This is a genomic window from Streptomyces sp. NRRL B-1347 (genome assembly GCF_000720325.1).
In the GTDB taxonomy this organism is placed as follows: domain Bacteria; phylum Actinomycetota; class Actinomycetes; order Streptomycetales; family Streptomycetaceae; genus Streptomyces.
This window is the reverse complement of sequence record NZ_JOJM01000002.1, coordinates 1-23,778: the sequence shown is the minus strand read 5'-3', so window position 1 is coordinate 23,778 and position 23,778 is coordinate 1. Positions and strand designations below refer to the sequence as shown.

At 71.6% G+C, this 23,778-nt stretch carries 19 protein-coding genes; 6 read left to right on the top strand and 13 right to left on the bottom strand.

Translation table 11 applies throughout. The annotated features are described in order from the left end of the window. The first annotated feature begins 57 nt into the window (after positions 1–57). A complete protein-coding gene (locus IG74_RS0101660) occupies positions 58–996 on the top strand; it encodes a LysR substrate-binding domain-containing protein (protein ID WP_030668274.1) in 939 nt (312 codons plus the stop codon). A 148-nt stretch (positions 997–1,144) separates the two neighbouring features. Here IG74_RS0101660 and IG74_RS0101655 read toward each other — a convergent pair whose 3' ends face one another. From IG74_RS0101655 to IG74_RS0101645, 3 genes are read right to left on the bottom strand one after another with little or no spacing between them, the layout of a single operon-like run. After that, complete coding sequence (locus IG74_RS0101655; RefSeq protein ID WP_030668270.1) at positions 1,145–3,589, bottom strand: FtsX-like permease family protein; 2,445 nt, start codon at positions 3,587–3,589, stop codon at positions 1,145–1,147. Beyond that, the gene (locus IG74_RS0101650; RefSeq protein WP_030668267.1) at positions 3,586–4,272 is read right to left on the bottom strand and encodes an ABC transporter ATP-binding protein; all 687 of its coding nucleotides are present in this window, start codon (positions 4,270–4,272) and stop codon (positions 3,586–3,588) included. Before IG74_RS0101650 ends, IG74_RS0101655 begins: the two co-directional genes overlap by 4 nt. Continuing rightward, positions 4,269–4,796: a PadR family transcriptional regulator gene (locus tag IG74_RS0101645; protein ID WP_030668264.1), complete on the bottom strand. Its 528-nt coding sequence runs from the start codon at positions 4,794–4,796 to the stop codon at positions 4,269–4,271. The genes IG74_RS0101650 and IG74_RS0101645 overlap by 4 nt, the downstream gene beginning before the upstream one ends. Positions 4,797–5,118: 322 nt before the next feature. Between IG74_RS0101645 and IG74_RS0101640 the strand changes: the two genes are divergently transcribed. Next, positions 5,119–7,584: a transglycosylase domain-containing protein gene (locus tag IG74_RS0101640; protein ID WP_030668261.1), complete on the top strand. Its 2,466-nt coding sequence runs from the start codon at positions 5,119–5,121 to the stop codon at positions 7,582–7,584. Between the two features lie 108 nt (positions 7,585–7,692). On the opposite strand, the gene IG74_RS0101635 is transcribed toward IG74_RS0101640, so the two are convergent. From IG74_RS0101635 to IG74_RS0101615, 5 genes are all read right to left on the bottom strand, one after another. Further along, a complete protein-coding gene (locus tag IG74_RS0101635; RefSeq protein ID WP_030668259.1) occupies positions 7,693–9,165 on the bottom strand; it encodes a catalase in 1,473 nt (490 codons plus the stop codon). A gap of 171 nt (positions 9,166–9,336) precedes the next feature. Continuing rightward, positions 9,337–11,412, bottom strand: coding sequence for a SpoIIE family protein phosphatase (locus IG74_RS0101630; RefSeq protein ID WP_030668257.1), 2,076 nt, complete (start codon positions 11,410–11,412; stop codon positions 9,337–9,339). Positions 11,413–11,468: 56 nt separating this feature from the next. After that, positions 11,469–12,146 (bottom strand): class I SAM-dependent methyltransferase, encoded by a 678-nt coding sequence (locus IG74_RS0101625; protein ID WP_030668255.1) that lies wholly within the window; start codon positions 12,144–12,146, stop codon positions 11,469–11,471. A 116-nt stretch (positions 12,147–12,262) separates the two neighbouring features. After that, entirely contained in the window at positions 12,263–12,949 is a 687-nt protein-coding gene (locus IG74_RS0101620; protein WP_030668253.1) for a DUF402 domain-containing protein, read from the bottom strand. A gap of 45 nt (positions 12,950–12,994) precedes the next feature. After that, positions 12,995–14,407 (bottom strand): class II fumarate hydratase, encoded by a 1,413-nt coding sequence (locus IG74_RS0101615; protein ID WP_030668251.1) that lies wholly within the window; start codon positions 14,405–14,407, stop codon positions 12,995–12,997. Between the two features lie 152 nt (positions 14,408–14,559). Here IG74_RS0101615 and IG74_RS0101610 point away from each other — a divergent pair, with 152 nt between their 5' ends. Next, positions 14,560–16,113 (top strand): ricin-type beta-trefoil lectin domain protein, encoded by a 1,554-nt coding sequence (locus IG74_RS0101610; protein ID WP_030668249.1) that lies wholly within the window; start codon positions 14,560–14,562, stop codon positions 16,111–16,113. A 141-nt stretch (positions 16,114–16,254) separates the two neighbouring features. Here the strand turns inward: IG74_RS0101610 and IG74_RS0101605 are convergent, their stop codons facing one another. Beyond that, positions 16,255–17,922: a fumarate hydratase gene (locus IG74_RS0101605; protein WP_030668247.1), complete on the bottom strand. Its 1,668-nt coding sequence runs from the start codon at positions 17,920–17,922 to the stop codon at positions 16,255–16,257. Positions 17,923–18,100: 178 nt separating this feature from the next. On the opposite strand from IG74_RS0101605, the gene IG74_RS0101600 reads away from it, so the two are divergent. Next, positions 18,101–18,775: a DUF1707 SHOCT-like domain-containing protein gene (locus IG74_RS0101600; RefSeq protein ID WP_030668244.1), complete on the top strand. Its 675-nt coding sequence runs from the start codon at positions 18,101–18,103 to the stop codon at positions 18,773–18,775. A gap of 181 nt (positions 18,776–18,956) precedes the next feature. After that, positions 18,957–19,373 (top strand): WhiB family transcriptional regulator, encoded by a 417-nt coding sequence (locus IG74_RS0101595; RefSeq protein WP_030668241.1) that lies wholly within the window; start codon positions 18,957–18,959, stop codon positions 19,371–19,373. A gap of 151 nt (positions 19,374–19,524) precedes the next feature. Here the strand turns inward: IG74_RS0101595 and glpX are convergent, their stop codons facing one another. Then, positions 19,525–20,559, bottom strand: a complete 1,035-nt coding sequence (glpX, locus tag IG74_RS0101590; protein WP_030668237.1) for a class II fructose-bisphosphatase — start codon at positions 20,557–20,559, stop codon at positions 19,525–19,527. Between the two features lie 160 nt (positions 20,560–20,719). Here glpX and IG74_RS0101585 point away from each other — a divergent pair, with 160 nt between their 5' ends. Continuing rightward, on the top strand, positions 20,720–21,268 hold the full coding sequence (locus tag IG74_RS0101585) for a DUF4245 domain-containing protein (RefSeq protein ID WP_030668234.1): 549 nt from the start codon (positions 20,720–20,722) through the stop codon (positions 21,266–21,268). Positions 21,269–21,387: 119 nt separating this feature from the next. Here IG74_RS0101585 and IG74_RS0101580 read toward each other — a convergent pair whose 3' ends face one another. From IG74_RS0101580 to xseA, 3 genes are all read right to left on the bottom strand, one after another. Further along, positions 21,388–21,978, bottom strand: a complete 591-nt coding sequence (locus IG74_RS0101580; RefSeq protein WP_030668231.1) for a malonic semialdehyde reductase — start codon at positions 21,976–21,978, stop codon at positions 21,388–21,390. A gap of 209 nt (positions 21,979–22,187) precedes the next feature. Next, positions 22,188–22,412: an exodeoxyribonuclease VII small subunit gene (locus tag IG74_RS0101575; protein ID WP_030668228.1), complete on the bottom strand. Its 225-nt coding sequence runs from the start codon at positions 22,410–22,412 to the stop codon at positions 22,188–22,190. A gap of 9 nt (positions 22,413–22,421) precedes the next feature. Further along, on the bottom strand, positions 22,422–23,630 hold the full coding sequence (gene xseA, locus IG74_RS0101570) for an exodeoxyribonuclease VII large subunit (RefSeq protein ID WP_030668226.1): 1,209 nt from the start codon (positions 23,628–23,630) through the stop codon (positions 22,422–22,424). Between the last annotated feature and the right edge of the window lie 148 nt (positions 23,631–23,778).

Genomic DNA, 23,778 nt, shown 5'->3' with positions numbered 1-23,778 from the left:
GGTGCATTGATTAGGGAAATAGCTACACTCGGTCTTGTTGATTGGAGGTAGCTATCAGTGGCTGCCGTAAATAGGGGCAAGCAACCCAGTCTGGCGCAGCTGCGCGCCTTCGCCGCCGTCGCCGAGCATCTGCACTTCCGGGACGCCGCGGCGGCGATCGGGATGAGTCAGCCCGCGCTGTCCGGCGCCGTCTCCGCCCTTGAGGAGGCACTGGGTGTCCAGCTCCTGGAGCGGACCACCCGCAAGGTGCTGCTCTCCCCGGCGGGGGAGCGGCTCGCCGTGCGCGCCAAGGCCGTCCTCGGCGAGGTCGAGGCGCTCCTGGAGGAGGCGGACGCCGTGAAGGCGCCGTTCACGGGCGCGCTCCGGCTCGGCGTTATCCCGACCGTGGCGCCGTACCTGTTGCCGACGGTGCTCGCCCTGGTCCACGAGACGTATCCACACCTGGATCTCCAGGTGCACGAGGAGCAGACGTCGTCGCTGCTCGAAGGCCTGGCCGCGGGGCGGCTCGACCTGCTGCTCCTCGCGGTGCCGCTCGGGGTGCCGGGCGTCACCGAACTGCCGCTGTTCGACGAGGACTTCGTCCTGGTCACACCGCTCGACCACTGGCTGGGCGGCCGCGAGGGGATTCCCCGCGAGGCGCTGCGGGAGCTGAACCTGCTGCTGCTCGACGAGGGGCACTGCCTGCGGGACCAGGCCCTGGACATCTGCCGCGAGGCGGGCCGCGCCGACGCGCCCGTCACCACGACGGCCGCCGGGCTCTCCACCCTGGTCCAGCTCGTGGCGGGCGGGCTCGGGGTGACGCTGCTGCCGCGGACCGCCGTGCGCGTCGAGACCAGCCGCAGCAGCCAGTTGCTCACCGGGTACTTCGCCGATCCCGCGCCCACGCGGCGCGTCGCGCTCGCGATGCGTTCGGGGGCCGCGCGTGCCGCGGAGTACGCGGAGCTGGCCGACGCCCTGCGAGGGGCGCTGCGGCCACTGCCCGTGCGGGTGCTCTGAGCGCTTCGCTGGAAGCAGCGCGCTGTGCCGTCGTTCTGCTGCGGCGCCGTCGTGGCTGGTCGCGCAGTTCCCCGCGCCCCTTCGGGGCGCTGCCGCACGCGCTGGGGGCGGGAGTTCATGAACTCCCGCCCCCAGCGCCGCACTCGCGTCACTCCGTGCGCAAGCCGTCCGGTCGCATCATCCGCCACAGCGGTGGCAGGCTCAGGGCCGTCACGACCGCCACCAGGACCGCGCCCGCGCCCGCCAGGGGCACGAACACCAGCCAGTCCGTGACCTGCTTGGCGATCATCCGGCACATCACGGCGCCGAGGGCCAGGCCGCCGACGACGGCGAGGGCGAGGCCGAGGGCCACCGGGATGGCGGTCTGCCACAGGACCGACCAGCCCATCGAGGTGCGCCGGGTGCCGAAGGCGGTCAGGGCCGCGAGCAGGCGCTTGCGGTCGCGGAGCTGCTCCAGCATCGACACCAGCATGGACGCGGCGATCAGCATCATCGTGGCGATGGCCCCGGCCTGCAGGCCCTTCTGGACGGACGCGTACTGCTTGTCGCGTTCCATCATCTCGATGGTCCCCACGCGCACCAGCGGACCCATGCGGGCCGCGGCGTTGCGCACGTACTCCTCGGCGTCCGGCACGCTCCGGTCGATCTGGACCATGGCGTTGGTCGAGGCGTCGGCCATGCGGTCCACGTCGAGGGCGCGCGGCGTCGCGAAGATGCCGTAGTACTTGTCGCCCACCGGGTCGGGCCTGGCCTGCACGGTGCGCGTCGACTTCGGCAGCGTCCACGGGGAGTGCTTGCCGCGCGGCTTGCCGTCGTAGCTGTACCAGGAGTCGGGGTTGAGGTCGATCGGCTTGCCGAGGCGGGCCACCATGTCGACCTGCGCGGTCATCTCGCGGTCCCCGGAGCGCACGACGAACGTGTCGCCGTTGGTGCAGGACTTGACGTGGGCCAGTTCGCGCAGCGTCTCGCAGGTGCCCACGCGCAGCTCCGTGGTGGGCCGGTAGCCGTCGGACTCCTGGCCCTTCGGCAGCTTTCCGGGCCTGACGACGTATGACGAGACGCTGCCCATGACGTTCTTGACGCCCTTGGTGGCGCGGAAGTCGTCGATCATGCGCTGGGCGAGCGCGCCGCTGGCCTGCGACGAGTTCACGCTGAGCTGGGCGCGGCGCGGGTCGTTGTCCGTCACGGTGTTGAAGTCGTCGTGCATGGACGCGAAGAGCATCTGCAGGGCGACCGCGCCCGCCACCGCGACTGTGATGCCGCTGACCGCGCGGGCCGCCGTGCCGCTGCTCAACTGCAGGCGGCGGGTGGCCAGCTGCCAGGGCACGGGCCCGCCGCGCAGCTTGGCCACGGCGGCCTCGACGAGCCAGGGCAGCAGCGTGGCGAGACCCACTAGGGCGAGGGTCGCGCCGACGGCGATGACGTAGACGTGCACATCGGCCGTGGTGGACTCGCTCGAGATGCGCTCCTGGCCGAGCAGGATCCCCAGGCCCAGGACCGGGAGCAGCAGCCGCCACCACAGGCGGCGCTTGCGCGGTGCCGAGCTGCGGACGACGCCCAGCGGCTCGATGGCGACCGAGCGCAGCGACACCAGGGTGACGACCACCGCGGAGACGGGCACGGCCACGAGGATCAGCGCCGTGAGCCCGGGCAGCGGCACCATGTCGGAGGGGAAGGCGCTGACCTTCCAGATGTCGACCATGCCGACGAGCTGCCGGGCGAGCAGGAAGAACACGGCGCCCGCGACGAGCCCGAGGAGCGCCCCGCACAGGGCCTCGCCCGCCGCGATCCGCCGCACCGCACGGCGGTCGGCGCCGACCAGGCGCAGCGCGGCGAGCCGCTGGTCGCGGCGCTCACCGCCGAAGCGGACCGCGGTGCCGATGAAGATGAGCACCGGGGTGAGCAGCACGACGCAGATCAGGACGATGAGGACGACCAGGAGCGGGTCGAGCGGCTCGGCGGGCTCCTTGTAGCCGAAGGACGGCGTGCGGTAGGCGCCGTCGGCCTTGGTCAGGGTGTCGGAGCCGATGTAGTAGTACAGCTCCTTGGGGTGCATCAGGCCCGCGTCGCCGATGGTGCCCGCCTGGCGGTACTGGCTGAAGCGCTCCTTGAGGAGCGTGCCGCCGGAGCCGTTCATCAGGTCCCGCAGGGCGGGCGAGACGACCACTTCGCCGGGCTTGGGCAGGGCGTCGAGGCCGGGCGGGAGCACCGGGTGGGCGCCGTCCGCGCGCAGCACGCGCCCCATGATCTCGGAGTTGCGGAAGTCCGTGCTCACGTTGATGGACAGGACCGTCGTGTCGCCGGGTTTGACCTGCTTGCCGTTCATCTCGGTGAGCGGGGTGCGCGCCGTGGAGCGGGCGTCGCGTTTGGTCAGCATGTCCGGCACGGACGCGGCGCCGAGCAGCAGCGCCACGCCGAGGCCCACGCCGACGGCGGTGAGGATCGTGCGGGTCCAGCCCTGGCGGCCGCCGCCGATCGCGAAGCGCAGGCCCATGGCCAGGTCGCGGACCCAGGCGCGGAGGCCGGTGGACCCCGCGGGCGGGGCGGGCGCGGGGGCCGGGGTCACGGCGGGCCTGGTGCGCGTCGTGCTCATACGAGGCGCTCCATGTCCCGGGACTTGCCGTCGCGGACGACGATCTCGCGGTCGGAGTACGCGGCGACACGCGTCTCGTGCGTGACCAGGACGACGGCGGCGTTGGTGGACCGGGCGGCGTCGGTGAGCAGCTCCATCACGCGCTCGCCGTTGAGCGAGTCGAGCGCGCCCGTGGGCTCGTCGGCGAAGACCACGCGCGGGCTGGTGGCGAGCGCGCGGGCCACGGCGACGCGCTGGCCCTGGCCGCCGGAGACCTCGCCGGGGCGCTTGCCGCGCACGTCGTCGACCTCCAGGCGCTCCATCCAGGTCAGGGCGGTGCGCTCGGCTTCCTTGCGCTTCGCGCCGTTGAGCCGCAGCGGCAGGGCCACGTTCTCGACACAGGTCAGCTCCGGCACGAGCTGGCCGAACTGGAAGACGAAGCCGAACTCGCTGCGCCGCAGCGCGCTCAGCTCGGTGTCCGTCATCGACGTCAATGAGCGGCCGTTGTACGAGATTTCGCCCGCGTCGGGGCGCACGATCCCGGCCAGACAGTGCAGGAGCGTGGACTTGCCGGAGCCGGAGGGGCCCATGACGGCCACGACCTCGCCGGGATGTATGGAGAACTCGGCGCCGTCGAGCGCGGTCGTGGGCCCGTAGGCCTTGCGCAGGCCGTGTGCGGCGAGCAGGGAACCGGCGGGGGTCATGCGGGGAGCACCTCCTTGGCGAGCCTGCCGAGGCGGGCACTGGTGAGCTCGAGCCAGCGCAGGTCGGCTTCGAGGTGGAACAGGGCGTGGTCGCAGATCAGCTGGTCGGCGAGGTCGCCCTTGCGCTTGCGGTCGGTGAGGATGCGCATCATGCGCAGGTGCTCGGACCGCTGGGTGTCGAGGATGTCGGCGGCGTCCCGGTGCGTGAGCAGCGCGAGGACGACCTTGGTGTAGAGCGTCGACTGGAGGTACGGCTCGGGCTTCTCCGGCGTCGCGAGCCACCGCTGGACATCGGTGATGCCCGCCTCGGTGATGGCGTACCGCTTGCGTTCGGGGCCGTCGCCCGCCTCTATGCCGTCGACCTCGACGAGGCCGTTCTTCAGCAGGCGCGACATGGTCGAGTAGACCTGGCCGTAGTGCAGCGGCTTGTCGTGCCCGAACTTCTCGTCGAAGGCGCGTTTGAGGTCGTAGCCGTGACGCGGACCGGACTCCAGCAGACCGAGGAGAGTGTGACCGATGGACATGCGGAGGACTATACACACCACGTATACGTGGTGTGTATACGTCGAGTGTGTAGCCGGGCCGTGGTCGTCCGGGTGCGGTGGGTGTGACCACTCCGGCAGAAAAGGGAGGCAACCGTCCGCGTCCTCAAGGAGTCGATTCCGGTGGAGCGGCAAGGGTTCCCCTGGTGTGGGTGCTCATTGTCACGTCCGCAAAAGACCGGATTGGGCGCCTTTTGTCCTTGGGTGCGGTGTTAGCTTCGTGAGCTGACCTGACCCGTACGGGCAGTACGAGACGTACGAGCGGCACGAGACGGGCACGAGAAGAAGCGGAGCGACCACAGTCATGGGCCGAGCGGAAGAGCGAAAAGCGCGGCAGCGCGATGCGCGCCGGGCAGCGCGCGGCCGCCCGTCCGGCGGCGAGCCTGCCACGGGCACGCCTGCCGACGCCGGCACGTCCGCCGACGCCGGTACGAGCCCCGCCGAGGGCGCACCGGCCGGCACCGGCTCCGGCTCCGGCGACTCCGGCGGCCGCCCGGTGCGGCGCACCCGCAGCGGCAAGCCCAAGCGCACCGGCATACGCCGCTTCTTCACCTGGAAGAAGCTCCTCGGCTACTTCTTCGGCGTCATCCTGCTCGGCATGCTCGGCTTCGTCATCCTCTACCTGGTGGTGGACATCCCCAAGGGCAACGCCCTGGCGAAGAAGCAGAGCAACATCATCAAGTACAGCGACGGCACGGTCCTGTACCGCGACGGCGAGGTCAACCGCGAGATCGTCGACCTGAAGGAGATCCCCAAGGGGGTCCAGCGCACCTTCGTCGCCGCCGAGAACAAGTCCTTCTACAAGGACACCGGCGTCGACTTCAAGGGCACCGCGCGCGGCGTGCTCAACACCCTGTCCGGCAAGGGCAAGCAGGGCGGCTCCACGATCACCCAGCAGTACGTCAAGAACTACTACCTGTCGCAGGAACAGACCGTCACGCGCAAGCTCAAAGAGCTGGTCATCTCGCTGAAGGTGGACCGCGAGAAGAGCAAGGAGGACATCCTCGCGGGCTACATCAACACCAGCTACTACGGCCGCGGCGCGTACGGCATCCAGGCCGCGTCCCAGGCCTACTACGGCATCGACGCCGCGAAGCTGAGCGTCTCGCAGGGCGCCTACCTCGCCGCCCTGCTCCAGGCGCCGAGCTCCTACGACTGGACGTCCGCGACCCCCACCGGCAGGAAGCTGGTCAAGGAGCGCTGGAACTACGTCCTGAACAACATGGTCGAGGAGGGCTGGCTCGACTCCGGCAAGCGCGACGGGATGACGTTCCCCACCCCGCGCCCGCCGAAGGTCGCGCCCGGCATGAAGGGGCAGACCGGCTACCTGGTCCAGTTCGCCAACGAGATCGTCCAGCGCCAGCTGGTGGAGCAGGGCTACACCAAGTCCGAGGCCGAGGCGCAGCTCAAGGCGGGCGGCTACACGATCACGCTGAACATCGACCGCAAGAAGCAGCGCCAGCTGGAGAAGGCCGTCGACCAGAAGCTCAACGACCGCCTCGACCCGAAGAAGAGCAAGGCCGACGCGCGCGTCCAGGCGGGCGCGGTGTCCGTGGACCCGAAGACCGGTGCGATCGTCGCGATGTACGGCGGCGACGACTACCTCAAGCACTTCAGGAACAACGCGACCCGCACCGACTACCAGCCCGCCTCCACCTTCAAGCCGCTGATCCTCGCCGCCGCCCTGGAGAAGGGCGCCACCACGCAGGACGGCAAGCCGATCACGGCGAACACGATCTACAGCGGCCGCAGCGAGCGCCCTGTCAAGGGCAGCGACATCGCGTTCGCGCCGCCGAACGAGGACGACCAGTCCTACGGGCCCGTCACCGTGCAGACCGCGATGAACAAGTCCATCAACTCCGCCTTCGCGCAGATGGGCGTGGACGTGAAGATGGACCAGGTCCTGGAGGTCGCGGGCAAGCTGGGCATGAGCACCAAGGGTCTGCCCGCCGTGCCCGCGCAGACGCTCGGCACGATGGGGGCGAGCCCCCTGGAGATGGCCGGGGCGTACGCGACGCTCGACAACCACGGCGTCAAGGTCACCCCGCGCCTGGTGAAGTCGGTCGAGCACAAGGACCGCACCGTCGACCTGCCCGGGGCGATCGGCGACCGGGTCATCAGCCGGGGCGCGGCCGACTCGGTGACGTCCGTGCTCACCGGCGTGGTCGACGACGGCACCGCCCGCACGTCGGTGCGCGACGCGCCCACCCGCAAGGGTCAGCAGGTCGCGGGCAAGACCGGTACGTCCGACGACAACAAGTCGGCCTGGTTCGTGGGCTACACGCCGAAGCTGGTCACCTCGGTCGGCCTGTTCGGCGAGCAGCCCAAGGACGACGGCGACGTCAAGCGGGGCACCCAGGTGTCCATGCGGGGCGCGGGCGGCAAGCCGCGCGTCGACGGCGGCAGCTTCCCGGCCGAGATCTGGGCGGCGTACACCTTCAACGCGACCGGCTCGCGCACCAAGTTCAAGCTGGACACCGACATGGGTGCCGCCGTCGCGCCGCCGCCCGAGCCGACCACGCAGGTGCCGTCGGCCCCGACGACCCGGCCCACCGAGCGGGACGACAAGGACAAGCCGAGCACCAAGCCGCCGTCGACGAAGCCCCCGACGACCGAGCCGCCGTCGACGAAGCCGCCGACGACGCCACCGCCCACGGAGCCGACGACGAAGCCGCCGACGACTCCGACGACCCCGACGTCGCCCACCTTCGGGATCCCGGACGACCCGGACGACCAGCGAGCCGACAGATCGTCGCGCTCGGACGAGTAGCGTCGTCGCGCGCGGACGAGTAGCGCGGAACAGGCGGAGCAGGACGAGAAGTGCCCGGAACCAGCTGGTTCCGGGCACTTCTCGCATACCGGTCGGCTCGGCGGCCCGTCAGCTCCGCCCGGCGCCGTCGACCTTCGCCGCGACCTTGTCGCCGAGGTCCTTGTCCACGCTGCGCCAGTAGCGCAGCGCCCGGTCGAGGACCGGCCGGGAGACGCCGTCGAGCAGGTGCCCGCTGATGTTCGACACCAGGCGGTCGCGCGCCGCGTCGTCGAGCACCTCGCGCACCATCGTGCCGGGCTGCCCGAAGTCGTCGTCCTCGCGGTGCAGCTTGTACGCCTCGCGCACCATCTCGCCCGCGGTCCGCCAGCCCGCCGGGTCCACGGACTCCTGGACGGGGGCGGACGGGCCGCCGTAGGAGTTGGGCGCGTACGGGCGCGCGACGTTCGCCGGTTCGTAGCGCATCGGACCGTCCTTCGCGTACGAGCGGACGGCGGAGCGCGGCCGGTTCGGCGGCAGCTGCTGGTAGTTGGGGCCGATGCGGTAGCGGTGCGTGTCCGGGTACGAGAACAGCCGGCCGAGCAGCATCTTGTCCGGGGACGGGCCGATGCCCGGCACCATGCTGGAGGGCTCGAACGCGGCCTGCTCGATGTGGACGAAGAAATCCTCGGGGTTCTTGTGCAGGGTCATCCGGCCGACCTCGACGAGCGGGTAGTCGCCGTGCGGCCACACCTTCGTCAGGTCGAACGGGTTGAAGCGGTAGTCCGGGGCGTCGTCGAACGGCATGATCTGGACCTTGACCGTCCAGCTCGGGTGCTCGCCCCGCTTGATCGATTGGAACAGGTCGCGGCGGTGCAGATCGCCGTCCTTGCCCGCGAGGTCGTCCGCCTCGTCCTGGGTGAGGAAGTCGATGCCCTGGTCGGTCTTGAGGTGGTACTTCACCCAGAACTTCTCGCCGCCGCCGTTGATCCACATGTAGGTGTGCGACGAGTAGCCGTTCATGTGGCGGTACGTCTTCGGGATGCCGCGGTCGCCCATCAGCCAGGTGACCATGTGCGCGGACTCCGGCGACAGGGTCCAGAAGTCCCACTGCATGTCGTGGTCGCGCACCGCGCTGTCGAGGGTGCGCTTCTGCGAGCGGATGAAGTCCTGGAACTTCTGCGGGTCGCGGACGAAGAAGACCGGGGTGTTGTTGCCCACCAGGTCGTAGTTGCCGTGCTCCGTGTAGAACTTCAGCGCGAAGCCGCGCGGATCGCGCCAGGTGTCGGGGGAGCCCTGCTCGCCCGCCACGGTGGAGAAGCGGGCCAGCATCTCCGTGCGCTTGCCGGGCTGGAAGAGGTCGGCCTTGGTGAACTGGCTGACGTCGTTGGTGACCTCGAAGGTCCCGTACGCGCCCGAGCCCTTGGCGTGCACCACGCGCTCGGGCACCCGTTCGCGGTTGAACTGGGCCATCTTCTCGATCAGGTAGTGGTCCTGGAGCAGGATCGGACCGTTCGCGTCGACGGTCAGCGAATGTTCGTCGCTCTCGACCGGAACACCGGCGTTGTCGGTGGTGGAGGGGACCGTGCGGGGCGCCTCGCTCACGAGCGCGTCCTCCCGTCGGAGAGGGGGTCAGGTCGCTTCGTTCACCACGCCAGTCAACGACGCCGACAAGGTGTCGGCAACTTTTCGGCCGGGCCGGGCCGGGCAGGGCACGGCCGAGCCCGGGGGCCGGACCTGGCAGCGGCTGGGTCCGGGTGCCCGCTCAGGCCCGGCTCATGTCTGGTTCAGCTCGAACCAGACCACCTTTCCCGTGCTCAGCCGCGTGGCGCCCCAGCGCCGCGCCAGCTTGTTGACCAGGTAGAGGCCGCGTCCGCCCTCGTCCGTGGCGCGCGCCTGGCGCAGCCGCGGCAGCTGCGGCACGTCGTCGCCCACCTCGCAGCGCAGCACGTCGGTCCGCAGCAGGCGCAGCGTGATCGGGCGCGTGGCGTACCGCACGGCGTTCGTGACGACCTCGCTGACCAGCAGCTCCACCGCGTCGTTCAGGTCCGTCAGGCCCCAGCGCTCCAGGGCGCTGCGGGCGAGCCGGCGGGCACGCGACGGAGTGGCGTCCTCCGGTTCCAGGAACCAGTACGCCACGTCGCTGGGCGCGATCCCGTCGAAGCGGGCGGCGAGCAGCGCGATGTCGTCGTCGCGGTCGCCGGGCCCGAGCATGTCGAGCACCTCGTCGCACAGCGCTTCCAGGGGCGGCGGATGGTCGGGCCCGGTCAGCTGGGCGGTGGCGGCGAGCCGCTCGCGCAGCTGCTCTATGCCGGTCCACACGTCACGGAGGCGGGACTCCACGAGCCCGTCCGTGTACAGGAGCAGCGTCGCGCCCGCCGGGGCGTCCAGCTCGACGGCCTCGAAGTCCACGCCGCCCACGCCGATGGGCGCGCCCGGGGGCACGCGCAGGACCTCCGCGCGCCCGCCCAGGTGCAGCAGGACCGGCGGCGGATGGCCCGCGTTGGCGATGGTGATGCGGTGCGAGACCGGGTCGTACACCGCGTACAGGCAGGTCGCCATGCGGTCCGAGCCGAGCCGCTGGGCCTGCTCGTCCAGGTGGTGCAGGACCTCCTGCGGCGGCAGGTCCAGCCCGGCGAGGGTCTGCGCGGTGGTGCGCAGCTGGCCCATGATCGCGGCGGAGGTCATGGAGTGGCCCATGACGTCGCCGACGACGAGCGCCACGCGGCTGCCGGGCAGCGGGATCGCGTCGTACCAGTCGCCGCCGACGCGGGCGGTCTCGGCGGCCGGGAGGTAGCGCGAGGCGAGCCGCACGCCGGTGGCGCGCGGCAGGGTCTCGGGCAGCATCGTGCGCTGCAACTCGTCCGCGATGTACGCCTCGCGGCCGTACAGGACCGCTTTGTCGATGCCCAGGGCGCTGTGCGTGGCCAGCTGGGCGGCCACCAGCAGGTCGTCGGCCTCGAAGGCGTGCCGGTCCGGGCGGCGCAGGAACACCGCGGCGCCGATGACCCGCCGCCGCCCCCGCAGCGGCGCCAGGATCGCCCGCTGCCCGCCCGGGACCGCGCGGCCCTCGCCGAGCAGCTCCGGAAGGGCGCCGAGCGCCGCGGACGAGTCCGCGAACACCGGCCGCACCCCGCGCAGGACCTCCGCGAGCGCGCTGCCCACCCGGACCTCGCACAGCTCGGCGGCCGTCGACAGGTCGGACTGCACCTGGAGCGCGGGCAGCGTGCCGCCGTCGGTGTCCTGGTCCTCGGGGATGCGGTCGGTGCGGCGCAGGCGCAGCAGCAGCGGCCCGGCGGGGCGCTCGTCGCCCACCGGCAGCGGGTCGCGCAGATAGACGAGGATCGCGTCCGAGAACGTCGGGACCGTGGCCCGGCACAGGCCCATCACGATCTCGTCGAGGTCGATGCCGCGGGCGATGCGCCGCGTCGCCGCGCCCACGAAGCGCAGCCGGTCGCCGTCGCGCCGCATCGCGGCCGGGCCCGGCGGCCGCGGCCGCCCCGAGCGGCGCTCGGCGCCCCCGGGCGGGCCGGGGACCGCGGCGGACGGGAGCTCGGTGGCGGGCCGTGCCTCGCCCGCGCCGGTGTGCGCCTGGCCGGGAACGCCCTCGGGGGCGGGCCGCGGCCGGTGGCCGCCGGGTCCGTTCGTGGCCGCCGTCGACGACGACTGGGCGTGCTCGCTGCCCGCGTCCTGCTCACCCGTACGTGCCTGCGCGGGCATGGCGTTCACCCCCGCGGAGCCGCGCACCTCCGGCTCCGGGGTACGCAGCAGCGCCCCGCGGGGATCCGCGGGGGCGGGGGGCCGGGCAACTGGTGCCTTGCGGCCCTCGTAGGGGCTGAGGTGCTCCGTCACGCGTTTTGAATCCGTCCGTCCGGGGCTGCGCGCCGCGCGCGCCGTCCAAGCGTTGCTCAGCCGCGTCGGCAGTGCAGGAATAACTGGTGCTCAGGTGGTGCGTCGGTGCTCGCCGGGGCGTACGCGTACGACTCCTCGTGGGCGATGTCGAAACCGGCGTCCCGCACGACCTGCCGCAGTTCGTCCCGCAGGTAACCGGATACCCGGATTACGTGCCCCAGGAACGGAATCGCCGCGTCATCCAGGTCGGCCTCGACCATGGACAGCGCGAGCAGACCACCGGGCCTGAGCAGCGACCGCAGCAGCCGAAGAGCAGACGGTATCTCCTCCCGGGGCAGCATCAACAGCGCGAAGAAGCAGGCAATCGCGTCGAACTGCCCCACACTGCCCGGTCCTTCGCCGTCGATCCGCAGGTCGGCGAGGTCGAGGCGACGGAACTCGGCCGCGGGCGGCGGTACATTCCCGCGCGCGAGGTCCAGCATTCCGGCTGACAGGTCGACACCCAGCACGGTGTGCCCCGCGCCGGTGAGCTGACGGGCCGTGGGCAGCCCGGTGCCGCAGCCCACGTCCAAGACCCGGGACCCGGCGGGCAGTTCGGCGACGAGTCTCTTTCCGGCCGCGAGCTGGCCCTCCTTGTGCGGGAACGCGACGTCGTACGCCGTGCCGATGGCGTCGAACGCCTCGGCCTGGCCCGTGCGGTCGCGGCCGCCACGCACTCCGTATTCCTCGCTCACGTTGAGCCGCTCCTCGATGACATCCTGTCAGGCCGCGCGGGGGCACCAAGAGTTGCTGCTGTGCGCCCTTGCGGAGGACGATCCTACGTTTGAACCACGGGGGCGCATCAAGGGTCTCATGAGGAGACATGCGCGGGCGTGCGGTCCCAGTCACCCGGCAGGGCGGGAATGCGCCAGCTCGCGTCGGGCCGCCACCGCTCCCAGCCGTCCGCGAAGGGAGTGCCCCACGCCTCGATCGCCGCCACGGCCTCGCGGCCGGCCCTGCGGACCGCCGCCGCCCGCTCGTCGTCCATCAGGCCGGCGCGCCGGGCCTGCTCGAACTCGTCCTCGTCGTGCCACCGCCAGCTGCCGTCCGGGAGCACGGACAGGTCGAGGAAGTGGTCCTCGGAGTCCATGCCGCCGGACCAGCGGGTGCGCGGCTCCTCCAGGTTCACGTACCAGTTCTTGAACCGCCAGCCCGGCTCCCAGAACAGCCACACCGACCAGGGCTCGTCCGGCCGCGCCAGCTTCAGGACGCCGGTGCCGAACCAGTGGCCGCGGCGGGTCGTGCGCGGCTTGGTGTACCGGGTGGCGAGCGGCTCCTCGTGCACGGAGGTGCCGTCGGCGAGCACCGGGCGCACGCACTCCGTGCCCGGTGCCAGCCAGACGGCAAGCAGGTCCGCCGAGTCCTCCACGACGGTGACGGGTCGGCAGATGTGGATCCCGTCCCCGCCGTTGGCGCGGTAGCGCCAGAGGATGTGGGTCCCCGGCGCCCAACGCCGGGCGCTCGCCGATGCCGTGCTTCCGTCGCGGTCGTCTGTCATGAACAGATATTAGGACCCGTCACCGCGACCCTGCCGGGTGCTCCCCTACGGACGGGTCATCCGCAGGACGTCCAGGGCCTCGTCCAGCTGCTCCAGGGTCAGGTCGCCGCGGTCGACGTAGCCGGCGTCGAGGACGACCTCGCGGATGGTCCGCCGCTCGGCAAGGGCCCGCTTCGCGACCTTCGCCGCCTCCTCGTACCCGATGTACTTGTTGAGCGGGGTGACGACGGACGGCGAGGACTCGGCGTACTCCCGGGCCCGCTCGCGGTGCGCGACCACGCCGTCGACCGTCCGGTCGGCGAGCAGCCGCGAGGCGTTCGCGAGCAGCCGCACCGACTCCAGGACGTTCTTGGCGATGACCGGCAGCATCACGTTGAGCTCGAAGTTGCCCGCGGCTCCCGCGGTGGCCACGGTCGCGTCGTTCCCCGTCACCTGGGCGGCCACCATCAGGACGGCCTCGGGGATCACGGGGTTGACCTTGCCCGGCATGATCGAGGAGCCGGGCTGCAGGTCGGGCAGGCTGATCTCGGCGAGCCCGGTGCGCGGCCCGGACGCCATCCAGCGCAGGTCGTTGGAGATCTTCGTGAGGCCGACGGCGATGGTGCGCAGCTGCCCGCTGGTCTCGACGATGCCGTCGCGCGCGCCCTGCGCCTCGAAGTGGTCGCGGGCCTCGGTGAGCGGAAGGCCCGTCGCCCGCGCGACCTCGGCGATGACCGCGGCGGAGAAGCCGGGCGGGGTGTTGATGCCGGTGCCCACGGCGGTGCCGCCGAGCGGCAGTTCGGCCAGGCGCGGCAGGGAGGCCCGCAGCCGCTCGACGCCGTAGCGCACCTGGGCCGCGTACCCGCCGAACTCCTGCCCGAGGGTGACGGGCGTGGCGTCCATCAGATGCGTACGCCCGGACTTGACGACGTCGGCGAACTCCGCGGCCTTGCGCTCAAGGGAGGCGGCCAGGTGCTCCAGGGCCGGGATCAGGTCGCCGGTGACGGCCGCCGTCGCGGCGATGTGGATGGAGGAGGGGAAGACGTCGTTGGACGACTGCGAGGCGTTGACGTGGTCGTTCGGGTGTACGTCCCGGCCGAGCCGCTCGGTGGCGAGCGTGGCCAGGACCTCGTTCGTGTTCATGTTGGACGAGGTGCCGGAGCCGGTCTGGAAGACGTCGACGGGGAAGTGGTCGTCCCAGCGCCCGTCGGCGACCTCGCGGGCCGCGTCCGCGATGGCGTCGGCTACGTCCTTGTCGAGCACGCCGAGGCGCGCGTTGACCTGCGCCGCCGCCGCTTTGATCTCGGCGAGAGCGGCGATGTGCGCGCGCTCGATGCGCTGCCCCGAGATCGGGAAGTTCTCCACCGCGCGCTGGGTCTGGGCACGCCACTTGGCGTCCGCGGGGACCCGCACCTCGCCCATGGAGTCGTGCTCGATCCGGTACTCGCCGCTGCCGTCGTTGCCTGCGCCGCCGCTCATGGTCCGACTGTCCTTCCGTTCCGTATCGTCCGCAACTGCCTCAAAGAACGTGCAACTGCCTCGGAAAGTTGAGCTCTTGTCTTGTTCGGAGTATTCCCAAGGCCCCTACCCACCAGTAAAAACCCTGGGTAACACCAAACCGGGGAGGCGCAATGAAGCGCACGACACGCGTCAGGAACGGCGGCGCGGGCCGCCTGCGAACCACGGTCACCGCCGCCACGGCCCTGGCGGCCCTGCTCGGCGGCGCCCTCGCGGCGGCACCCGCCCAGGCCGCGCCCGCGGGGCCGAAGGGTCCGGCCACGACGGCCGCCCCGCTGCCCGCGGACCTGGAGAAGATCCGCGCGGCCGAGGCCACCAAGCTGTACGGCGACGCGGCCGAGCGCCCGCTCGCCGAGCGCAAGACCGGCCTGATCTCGCTCGGGGACAGCGAGATCAGCGGCGAGGGCATCGGCCGCTACGAGTCCGGCACGGACGGCCCCGACAACTGGTGCCACCGCTCGCCCGACGCGGCCATCCACCGCACGGGCATCCCCGTCGACGTCACGTACAACGTCGCCTGCTCGGGGGCGACGACCGCGAACGTCCGCATCGGCGGGCAGCAGCAGTACGCCGACGAGCTGGTGCAGAGCGACAACCTGGCCATCAAGGCCCGCAACACCAGGATCAAGGCGATCATGCTGGTGATCGGCGCGAACGACGACCTCCAGTTCGCCCCCGTCATGACCGACTGCGTGACCCGCTACCTCACCCTCCAGGGCCCGTGCGCGCCCAAGTACGCGGGCGGCTGGCAGGCCCGCGTCGACGCGCTCGTGCCGAAGGTCGAGCAGACGGTCCGCGACCTGCGCACCGTCATGAGCCAGGCCGGGTACTCCGGCAGCGACTACAAGCTGGTCGTCATGGGCTACCCGAGCCCGATCGGCCCCGACTTCCGCGACAACCCGAACTTCCCGGGCAAGCTGGCCTGCGGGGGCCTCGGCTACGACTCCGACACCCAGTGGGGCCGCAACGAGGCCGTGCCCGCCTTCGAGCGCGGCATCCGGCAGGCCGCGCGCAGCACCGGGGCCACCTACCTCGACAACTCCCGGCTCTTCCACGGCCACGAGGTCTGCACGGAGGACACCTGGGCGCGGGGCCTGTACGTCGAGCTGTCCAACCCCTTCCCGCCGGACTCCAACTCGGTGCGCCAGTCCTTCCACCCCAACGCCCGCGGCCACGGCGCCTTCGCGTCCTGCCTCACCCAGCTCTACGACTCGGGCTGGGCGGAGGGCGGCTGCGCGGACCCGGCGAGCACGGGCAGTGCCAAGCTCCACAAGGGCGGCTGGGACGACGCGTTCGGGCCCCTGAAGAACGAGGCCACCGGCTCCTGCCTCGACGCCGACGCCTCCAACAGCCGCAACGGCACCAAGGTCCAGGGCTGGGACTGCACCGGCAACCGCAACCAGACCTGGTGGTACGACACCGAGCAGCAGGCCCTGCGCACCGGCCTGACGCACGACCGCTGCGTGGACGTGCCCGAGGGCGCGTACAAGGAGGGTGCCGCCGTCACCCTCTGGAACTGCCACGGCGGCACCAACCAGAAGTTCGTGCGCCAGTCCGGCACCCTGCGCCCCGCTGCGGCGACGGAGCTCTGCCTGACCTTGTCAGGCCCGAAGGACCCGCTGCGCCTCCAGAAGTGCACACACGCGGCGAACCAGCGGTTCGCGTAAGAGACGCGCCCCGAAGGGGCGCGGGGAACTGCGCGCCCAGCCACAACCGACCCGCACGTGGGGGTAGAAGGGGCACAGCCCCTGGTGACGGGACGGGTAGGGGCGGCGGGGGCGAAATCCATCCCCCGCCGCCCGCACGCGCTACGCCAGCCCCGGGCCCCGGACCGGGATCGACGTGAACGTCGGTTCGGGGGCCGGGTTCTGGAAGAAGTCGTTGCCCTTGTCGTCGACGACGACGAACGCGGGGAAGTCCTCGACCTCGATCTTCCAGACCGCCTCCATGCCGAGCTCCTCGTACTCGACGACCTCGACCTTCTTGATGCAGTCCTGCGCGAGGCGCGCGGCGGGGCCGCCGATCGAGCCCAGGTAGAAGCCGCCGTGCGCGGCACAGGCGTCGGTGACCTGCTGCGAGCGGTTGCCCTTGGCCAGCATGACCTTGGAGCCGCCCGCCGCCTGGAACTGCTCGACGTAGGAGTCCATGCGCCCGGCCGTGGTCGGGCCGAAGGAGCCGGAGGCATAGCCCTCGGGGGTCTTCGCCGGGCCCGCGTAGTACACCGGGTGGTCCTTCAGGTACTGCGGCATCTCCTCGCCCGCGTCGAGCCGCTCCTTGATCTTGGCGTGCGCGATGTCGCGGGCCACGACCAGCGGGCCGGTCAGCGAGAGCCGGGTCTTGACCGGGTACTTGGTGAGCTCGGCGAGGACGTCGTCCATGGGCTGGTTGAGGTCGATCTTGACGACGTTCTCGTCCTCGCCCAGGTGCTCGTCCGTGGTCTCCGGCAGGAAGCGCGCCGGGTCGGTCTCCAGCTGCTCCAGGAAGACGCCCTCGGCGGTGATCTTCGCGACGGCCTGGCGGTCGGCCGAGCAGGACACGGCGATCGCGACCGGGCAGGAGGCGCCGTGCCGGGGCAGGCGCACCACGCGCACGTCGTGGCAGAAGTACTTGCCGCCGAACTGCGCGCCGATGCCGATCCGCTGCGTCAGCTCGAAGACCTTCTCCTCCAGGTCCTTGTCCCGGAAGCCGTGGCCGAGCTCGGAGCCCTCGGCCGGGATCTCGTCCAGGTAGTGCGCGGAGGCGTACTTGGCGGTCTTCAGGGCGTACTCGGCGCTCGTGCCGCCGACGACGATCGCCAGGTGGTACGGCGGGCAGGCGGCCGTGCCGAGCGAACGGATCTTCTCCTCGAGGAACTTCATCATCGAGGCCTCGTTGAGGACGGCCTTCGTCTCCTGGTACAGGAACGACTTGTTGGCGGAGCCGCCGCCCTTGGCCATGAAGAGGAACTTGTACGCGCCGCCGTCGGTCGCGTACAGCTCGATCTGCGCGGGCAGGTTGGAGCCGGTGTTCTTCTCCTCCCACATGGTGAGCGGAGCCATCTGCGAATAGCGCAGGTTCAGGTTCTTGTACGCGTCGTAGATGCCGCGGCTCAGGGCCTCGTCGTCGCCGCCCTCGGTGAGCACGTTCTGCCCGCGCTTGCCCATGACGATCGCGGTGCCGGTGTCCTGGCACATGGGCAGCACGCCCGCGGCCGCGATGTTCGCGTTCTTCAGCAGGTCCAGGGCGACGAACTTGTCGTTGGCCGACGCCTCGGGGTCGTCGACGATGCGGCGCAGCTGGGCCAGGTGCGCGGGCCGCAGGAAGTGCTGGATGTCGTGGATGGCCTCCTCGGCCAGCTTGCGCAGCGCCTCCGGCTCGACCTTGAGGAAGGTGCGCCCGTCGGCCTCGAAGGTGGAGACGCCCTCGGCGGTCACCAGCCGGTACGGGGTGGTGTCCTCTCCCAGCGGGAGCAGATCGGAGTACGCAAACTCTGGCATGACGCCCAATTCCTCACTTGGCAGACAGCGCGGCGCTCGCCTCCATTGGCGGCGCCCGACCAGCGTAGAACGGGCGGGGAGCGGGGTGCTGGTGAGGTAAGGCTCACTTGGGTGCGCGGAGCATTCGCGGCCCATCGAGGGGTAGTCGCGATCTATCGCGTTTGGGTAGTCTGGCGCCGTGGACCTAGAGAAGCGTTCCCCGACCCCTCCCACCACGGCCCCGCCGCAGCTCAGGGCCTCGGACGCCGATCGAGAGCGGGCCGCCGACGTCCTCGCGGACGCGCTGGCCACGGGCCGCATCGACCCGCAGGAGCACAGCGAGCGGCTCGACGGTGTCTATGGAGCGAAGACGCTCGCCGAGATCGAGCCGCAGCTGGCGGACCTGCCGGACCCCGAGGGCCCCGGCGGCAGGACCTCCTTCACGAAGGCCCCCGCGCGCCCGTCGCCGGGCGCGATCCCCGAGAGCGCCGACGACACGCTGTACGGGATCTTCAGCGACGCGATCCGCAGGGGCCGCTGGAGCCCCGGTCGCCGCACGCACGCGTACGCCGTCTTCGGCGACGTGGTCATCGACCTCAGCGAGGCGACGTTCCGGCACCGGCAGGTCGTCGTCAAGGGCTTCGCCGTCTTCGGCGACGTGAAGGTCCGCGTCCCGGAGAACGTGTCGCTGCGCGGCCGCGGCACCGCTGTCTTCGGCACCTTCGAAGTGGACACCCTCGAATCGGCGGAGCGCGACGCTCCGGTGGTCTTCGTGGAGGGCTTCACCGTCTTCGGCGACCTCACGGCCCGCCCGCGGCGCGGCAAGCTCATCCGCGACCTGCGCGGCTTGCTGCGCAAACGCCAGGAGGGCTGAGTACGCCGCCGCGCGCCCGGCGCGCGCGACGGCTCCAGGGCGACGGCACGTTTCGGCCAGGCGGACCCGGTATCAGGAACCGGAACTTCCGTGCACCGGGACGCAGTGCATAGGCCCGCACACAGCGGGTAGAGCTTCGTGCATCGTCTCTCGCTCGCGAAGCCGTCGTCAGGAGTAGACCGTGCTGCAACCGACGCATCAGTCCCTGCAGGTCGCCGCCCCGGCCGAGGGGGCCTCCTCTGCACGAGCGCAGCCGGCTGCGTGGGGCGGGGTGCCAGTGCGCGAGCGGGACCAGGACAACCCATGGCACTCCGACGCCGTCTGCCGTCGCGACGAGGCCGGTCTGTTCTTCGCTCCGTCCAAGGAGCCCACCGCCGCGCGCCTCTCCCGCGAGGAGGCCGCGAAGCGGGTCTGCGCGCGCTGTCCCGTGATGGTCGAGTGCCGCGAGCACGCCCTGCTCCAGCCCGAGCCGTACGGCGTGTGGGGCGGTCTGACCGCCGCCGAGCGCCGGGTGGTCCTGGCCCGCCGCCGCCGGCGCGACCTGGAGCTGAAGAAGGCGACCCGCACGGCGACCGGCGCGGTCGCGGCCGCGGGTTAGCACCCGCACGCCGCCCGGCCGCACGACCCGGGACCTCGGGCGCGTACGACGTACGACAACGGGGGCGCTCCCCGCACGGAGCGCCCCCGTCGTCTGCGCGCGGTTCGCCGCCGCGCGGGGTGGGTCTACTTGGCCCGCCCGTCCGGCCTGACTACTTGGCCCGGTCGAAGTCGATCGCGCTGTAGGCGCGCAGCTTCGCGAGCCGGTGGTCGGAGTCGATCTTCCGGATGGTGCCGGACTTGGAGCGCATGACCAGGGACTGGGTCGAGGCCATCTCGGCGCCGTAGCGCACGCCGCGGAGCAGCTCGCCGTCGGTGATGCCGGTCGCGACGAAGAACACGTTCTCGCCGCTGACCAGGTCGTTCGTGGTGAGCGTGCGGTCCAGGTCGTGGCCCGCGTCGAGCGCGCGCTGCTTCTCCGCGTCGTCCTTGGGCCACAGCTTGCCCTGGATGACGCCGCCCAGGCACTTGATGGCGCAGGCGCTGATGATGCCCTCAGGGGTGCCGCCGACGCCCATGAGCAGGTCGACGCCGGTGCCCTCGCGCACGGCCATGACGGAACCGGCCACGTCGCCGTCGGAGATGAACTTGATGCGCGCGCCGGTCTCGCGGATCTCCTTGACGATGCCCTCGTGCCGGGGCCGGTCCAGGATGACGACCGTGACGTCCTCGGGGGCGGACTTCTTGGCCTTGGCGACGCGGCGGATGTTCACCGACACCGGGGCGTTGATGTCCACGTAGTCGGCGGCCTCGGGGCCGGTGACCAGCTTGTCCATGTAGAAGACGGCGGACGGGTCGAACATGGTGCCGCGGTCGGCGGCGGCGAGCACGGCGATCGCGTTCGGCATGCCCTTGGCGGTGAGGGTGGTGCCGTCGATCGGGTCGACGGCGATGTCGACCTCGGCGCCGGTGCCGTCGCCGATGCGCTCTCCGTTGAAGAGCATCGGCGCCTCGTCCTTCTCGCCCTCGCCGATGACGACGACGCCGTTCATCGAGACGGTGTGGACGAGGGTCCGCATGGCGCGCACGGCCGCGCCGTCCGCTCCGTTCTTGTCGCCGCGGCCGACCCAGCGGCCCGCGGCCATGGCGGCGGCCTCGGTGACCCGGACCAGTTCCAGGGCGAGGTTGCGGTCGGGGGCCTCCGGGGAGACCTCCAATTCGGACGGCAGGTGGTGATGCTCGGTCATCGAGACGCACCTTTCTGATACGACGACGGCCGGATGAGGGTGATGCCTTGACTCTATCCGCAGGTCGACAAAGTGAGCAGGGGGCCCCACGCATGAGCGGGCGCGCGGGACGGGAGGGGCCGCGCGAGAGCCCCGCCGGGGACCTGCGACGATGGGGGGCGTGGCAGGCAGAACTGGCAAACAGACCGTGCGGAACATGCTGCTCTCGATGGCCGTCATCGGCATCGTCGTGGCGGCCATCTACGTCTTCATCCCGCACGACGAGTCCAAGGACCCGGTCGAGCGGGTCGACTACCGCGTCGAGCTCCTGACGGCCCGGCGGGCGGCGCCATATCCGGTGGCGGCCCCCAGCGGCCTGCCGGCGTCCTGGAAGCCCACCTCGGTCCGGTACAACGGGGCGGCCCACAACAGCTGGCACCTGGGCTTCCTCGACCCGGCCGGTGAGTACGTGGCCGTCAAGCAGTCCACCGGCAAGCCGTCCGAGTTCATCGACGAGGCCACGCAGGAGGCCCGGAAGACGGACGCGACGGAGAAGATCGCGGGCAAGACGTGGCAGCGCTACAAGGGCGCGCGCTACAACGCCCTCGTGCTCCAGGACAAGGGCGCCACGACCGTGGTCCTCGGTTCGGCCCCGTTCGGCCAGCTGTCGACGATGGCGCAGTCCCTGGAGATGAAGCGGACCCCGGTGGAGCCGGTCAAGGCGGGCTGACCCGCGCGGCTCCGCGCTCACCGCGGTGAGCGCACCCCGTGACGGCCAGAGGCCCCCGGCGACGTGCCGGGGGCCTCTGACGTGCGGTGCGGGGTGGTGCGCCGCGGGGCGTCGCTCGCTCAGACGGTCGTGATGACCTGGTCGTACGCGAGGCGCGGGGAGCGCGGGAACCAGGCGTCGTCGCCCGGCTTGCCGATGTTCACGACCATCAGCGGGGTGTGGTCGTCGTCCAGGAACTCCTTCTGCACGCCCGCGAAGTCGAGCCCGGTCATCGGGCCCGCGGCGAGGCCCGCGGCGCGGATGCCGACGATGAAGTAGGCGGCCTGCAGCGCGGCGTTCAGACCGGCGGCCTGCTCACGGGCCGGGCGCTCGGCGAAGAAGACGTCCTTGGCCTGCGGGAAGTGCGGGAAGAGCTCCGGCAGCTCCTCGTGGAACTCGTTGTCCGCCGACAGGATGGCGACGAGCGGGGCCGTCAGGGTCTTCGGGCGGTTGCCCTCGGCCATGTGCTGCACGAGGCGCTCGCGGGCCTCCGGCGAACGCACCAGGGTCACGCGCAGCGGCGACTGGTTGAACGCGGTCGGGCCGAACTTGACCAGGTCGTAGATGGCCTGGATCTGCTCGTCGCTGACGGGCTCGTCGGTGAAGGTGTTGGCGGTGCGGGCCTCGCGGAAGAGCAGGTCCTGGGCGGCGGGGTCAAGAACGAGGGACATCTGTTTCAGCCTTCTCAATCTCAGAGCGTCGTCGTACGGCGGCGGGCCGTACGTCATGGAGCGGGGACGTGAGGATGACCTTACGCCAGTGAGGTTCAATCTTCAACTAAAGTCGGGGCGAGGTGAGCTACGCAACATCCGGGGCGGGGTGGTGCGGGGCGGGCGGGCTCCGCCGGGGCGGGGCGGGGCGGGCCCGTTGCGGCCGGGCCTCAGTCCTCGTCGGCCAGCGCGGCGTCCAGCCGGGCCCGGGCGCCCTCCAGCCAGCGCCGGCACACCGCCGCCAGCTCCTCGCCCCGCTCCCACAGGGCCAGGGACTCCTCGAGCGAGGTGCCTCCGGCCTCCAGGCGGCGTACCACCTCGATGAGCTCGTCCCGCGCCTGCTCGTAGCCGAGCGCGCCCGCCGTACCGGCGGTTTCGTCCGTCTTGCTGGTCATGCGCCCACCCTAGATGTCGACCCGTACCGGGAATTCGCCTTCGGCGACCCGCGCGCGCAGCTCCTCGCCGCCCGTCACCTCGTCCGCCGCCCGCACGACGGCGCCGTCCTGCTTCTGCAGCACCGCGTACCCCCGCTGGAGCGTGGCCTTGGGGGAGAGCGCCACCACGCGCGCGTGCGTGTGGGTCAGCTCCGACTCCGCGCGGTCGAGGAGGTGCCCGAGCGTGCGCCTCGCCCGGTCCACGTACGCCGTGACCTGCTCCTCGCGCTCCTCGACCATGCGGTGCGGCTGCTCCATGCACGGCCGGGCGAGGGCGTGCGCCAGGCCCCGCTCCTCGCGCTCCAGGAACGCCGCCACGCTGCGCCGCGCCCGCTCCCGCAGGAACGCGACCCGCTCCAGCTCCTCGCCGACGTCCGGTACGACCTTCTTCGCGGCGTCGGTCGGCGTCGAGGCGCGCAGGTCCGCCACGTGGTCGAGGAGCGGGTTGTCCGGCTCGTGGCCGATCGCCGACACGACCGGCGTACGGCACGCGGCGACCGTCCGCACCAGCTGCTCGTCCGAGAACGGCAGGAGGTCCTCCACGCTGCCGCCGCCGCGCGCCACGACGATCACGTCGACCTCGGCGTGCTCGTCGAGCTCCTTGACGGCCTGCACCACCTGCGGCACCGCGTGCACGCCCTGCACCGCCACGTTGCGCACCTCGAAGCGGACCGCGGGCCAGCGGTGCCTGGCGTTCTCCAGGACGTCGCGCTCCGCGGCGGAGGCGCGGCCGCAGACCAGGCCGATCAGCTGCGGCAGGAACGGCAGCGGCCGCTTGCGGTCGGCGGCGAACAGGCCCTCCCCGGCGAGCGTCTTCTTCAGCTGCTCCAGCCGGGCGAGCAGCTCACCGACCCCGACCGGCCTTATCTCCGCCGCCCGCAGGGACAGCTGGCCGCGCGGCGCGTACCACTCCGGCTTGGCGTGCACGACGACGCGGGCGCCCTCGGACACGACGTCCGCGACCGCGTCGAACACCTGGCGGTAGCACGTGACGCTCACCGAGATGTCGTGCGACGGGTCGCGCAGCGTCATGAAGACCACGCCCGCGCCGGGGCGCCGGGACAGCTGAGTGATCTGCCCCTCGACCCACACGGCGCCGAGCCGGTCGATCCAGCCGCCGATGAGGCGCGAGACCTCGCCTACGGGGAGGGGGGTGTCGGCGGACGTGTTCAAACCCATGCCGTGAGACTAGCCGTCGGGGCGGACAGCGCCGCCGCTCCGCGGCGGCCGGGCCTCTCCGCCGCTCCGCGGCGGGCCGGGGTTCTCCGCCGCTCCGCGGCGGGTTCTCCCACCCGCCCGCCCGTATCTCCCCAGCCTTGCCCTGCGA

Bases quoted from the DNA above. Each gene is read 5' to 3' on its own strand.
- IG74_RS0101655 (WP_030668270.1), bottom strand. From the start codon at position 3,589: ATGAGCACGACGCGCACCAGGCCCGCCGTGACCCCGGCCCCCGCGCCC.
- IG74_RS0101650 (WP_030668267.1), bottom strand. From the start codon at position 4,272: ATGACCCCCGCCGGTTCCCTGCTCGCCGCACACGGCCTGCGCAAGGCC.
- IG74_RS0101645 (WP_030668264.1), bottom strand. From the start codon at position 4,796: ATGTCCATCGGTCACACTCTCCTCGGTCTGCTGGAGTCCGGTCCGCGT.
- IG74_RS0101640 (WP_030668261.1), top strand. From the start codon at position 5,119: ATGGGCCGAGCGGAAGAGCGAAAAGCGCGGCAGCGCGATGCGCGCCGG.
- IG74_RS0101620 (WP_030668253.1), bottom strand. From the start codon at position 12,949: ATGACAGACGACCGCGACGGAAGCACGGCATCGGCGAGCGCCCGGCGT.
- IG74_RS0101615 (WP_030668251.1), bottom strand. From the start codon at position 14,407: ATGAGCGGCGGCGCAGGCAACGACGGCAGCGGCGAGTACCGGATCGAG.
- IG74_RS0101610 (WP_030668249.1), top strand. From the start codon at position 14,560: ATGAAGCGCACGACACGCGTCAGGAACGGCGGCGCGGGCCGCCTGCGA.
- IG74_RS0101605 (WP_030668247.1), bottom strand. From the start codon at position 17,922: ATGCCAGAGTTTGCGTACTCCGATCTGCTCCCGCTGGGAGAGGACACC.
- glpX (WP_030668237.1), bottom strand. From the start codon at position 20,559: ATGACCGAGCATCACCACCTGCCGTCCGAATTGGAGGTCTCCCCGGAG.
- IG74_RS0101580 (WP_030668231.1), bottom strand. From the start codon at position 21,978: ATGTCCCTCGTTCTTGACCCCGCCGCCCAGGACCTGCTCTTCCGCGAG.
- IG74_RS0101575 (WP_030668228.1), bottom strand. From the start codon at position 22,412: ATGACCAGCAAGACGGACGAAACCGCCGGTACGGCGGGCGCGCTCGGC.
- xseA (WP_030668226.1), bottom strand. From the start codon at position 23,630: ATGGGTTTGAACACGTCCGCCGACACCCCCCTCCCCGTAGGCGAGGTC.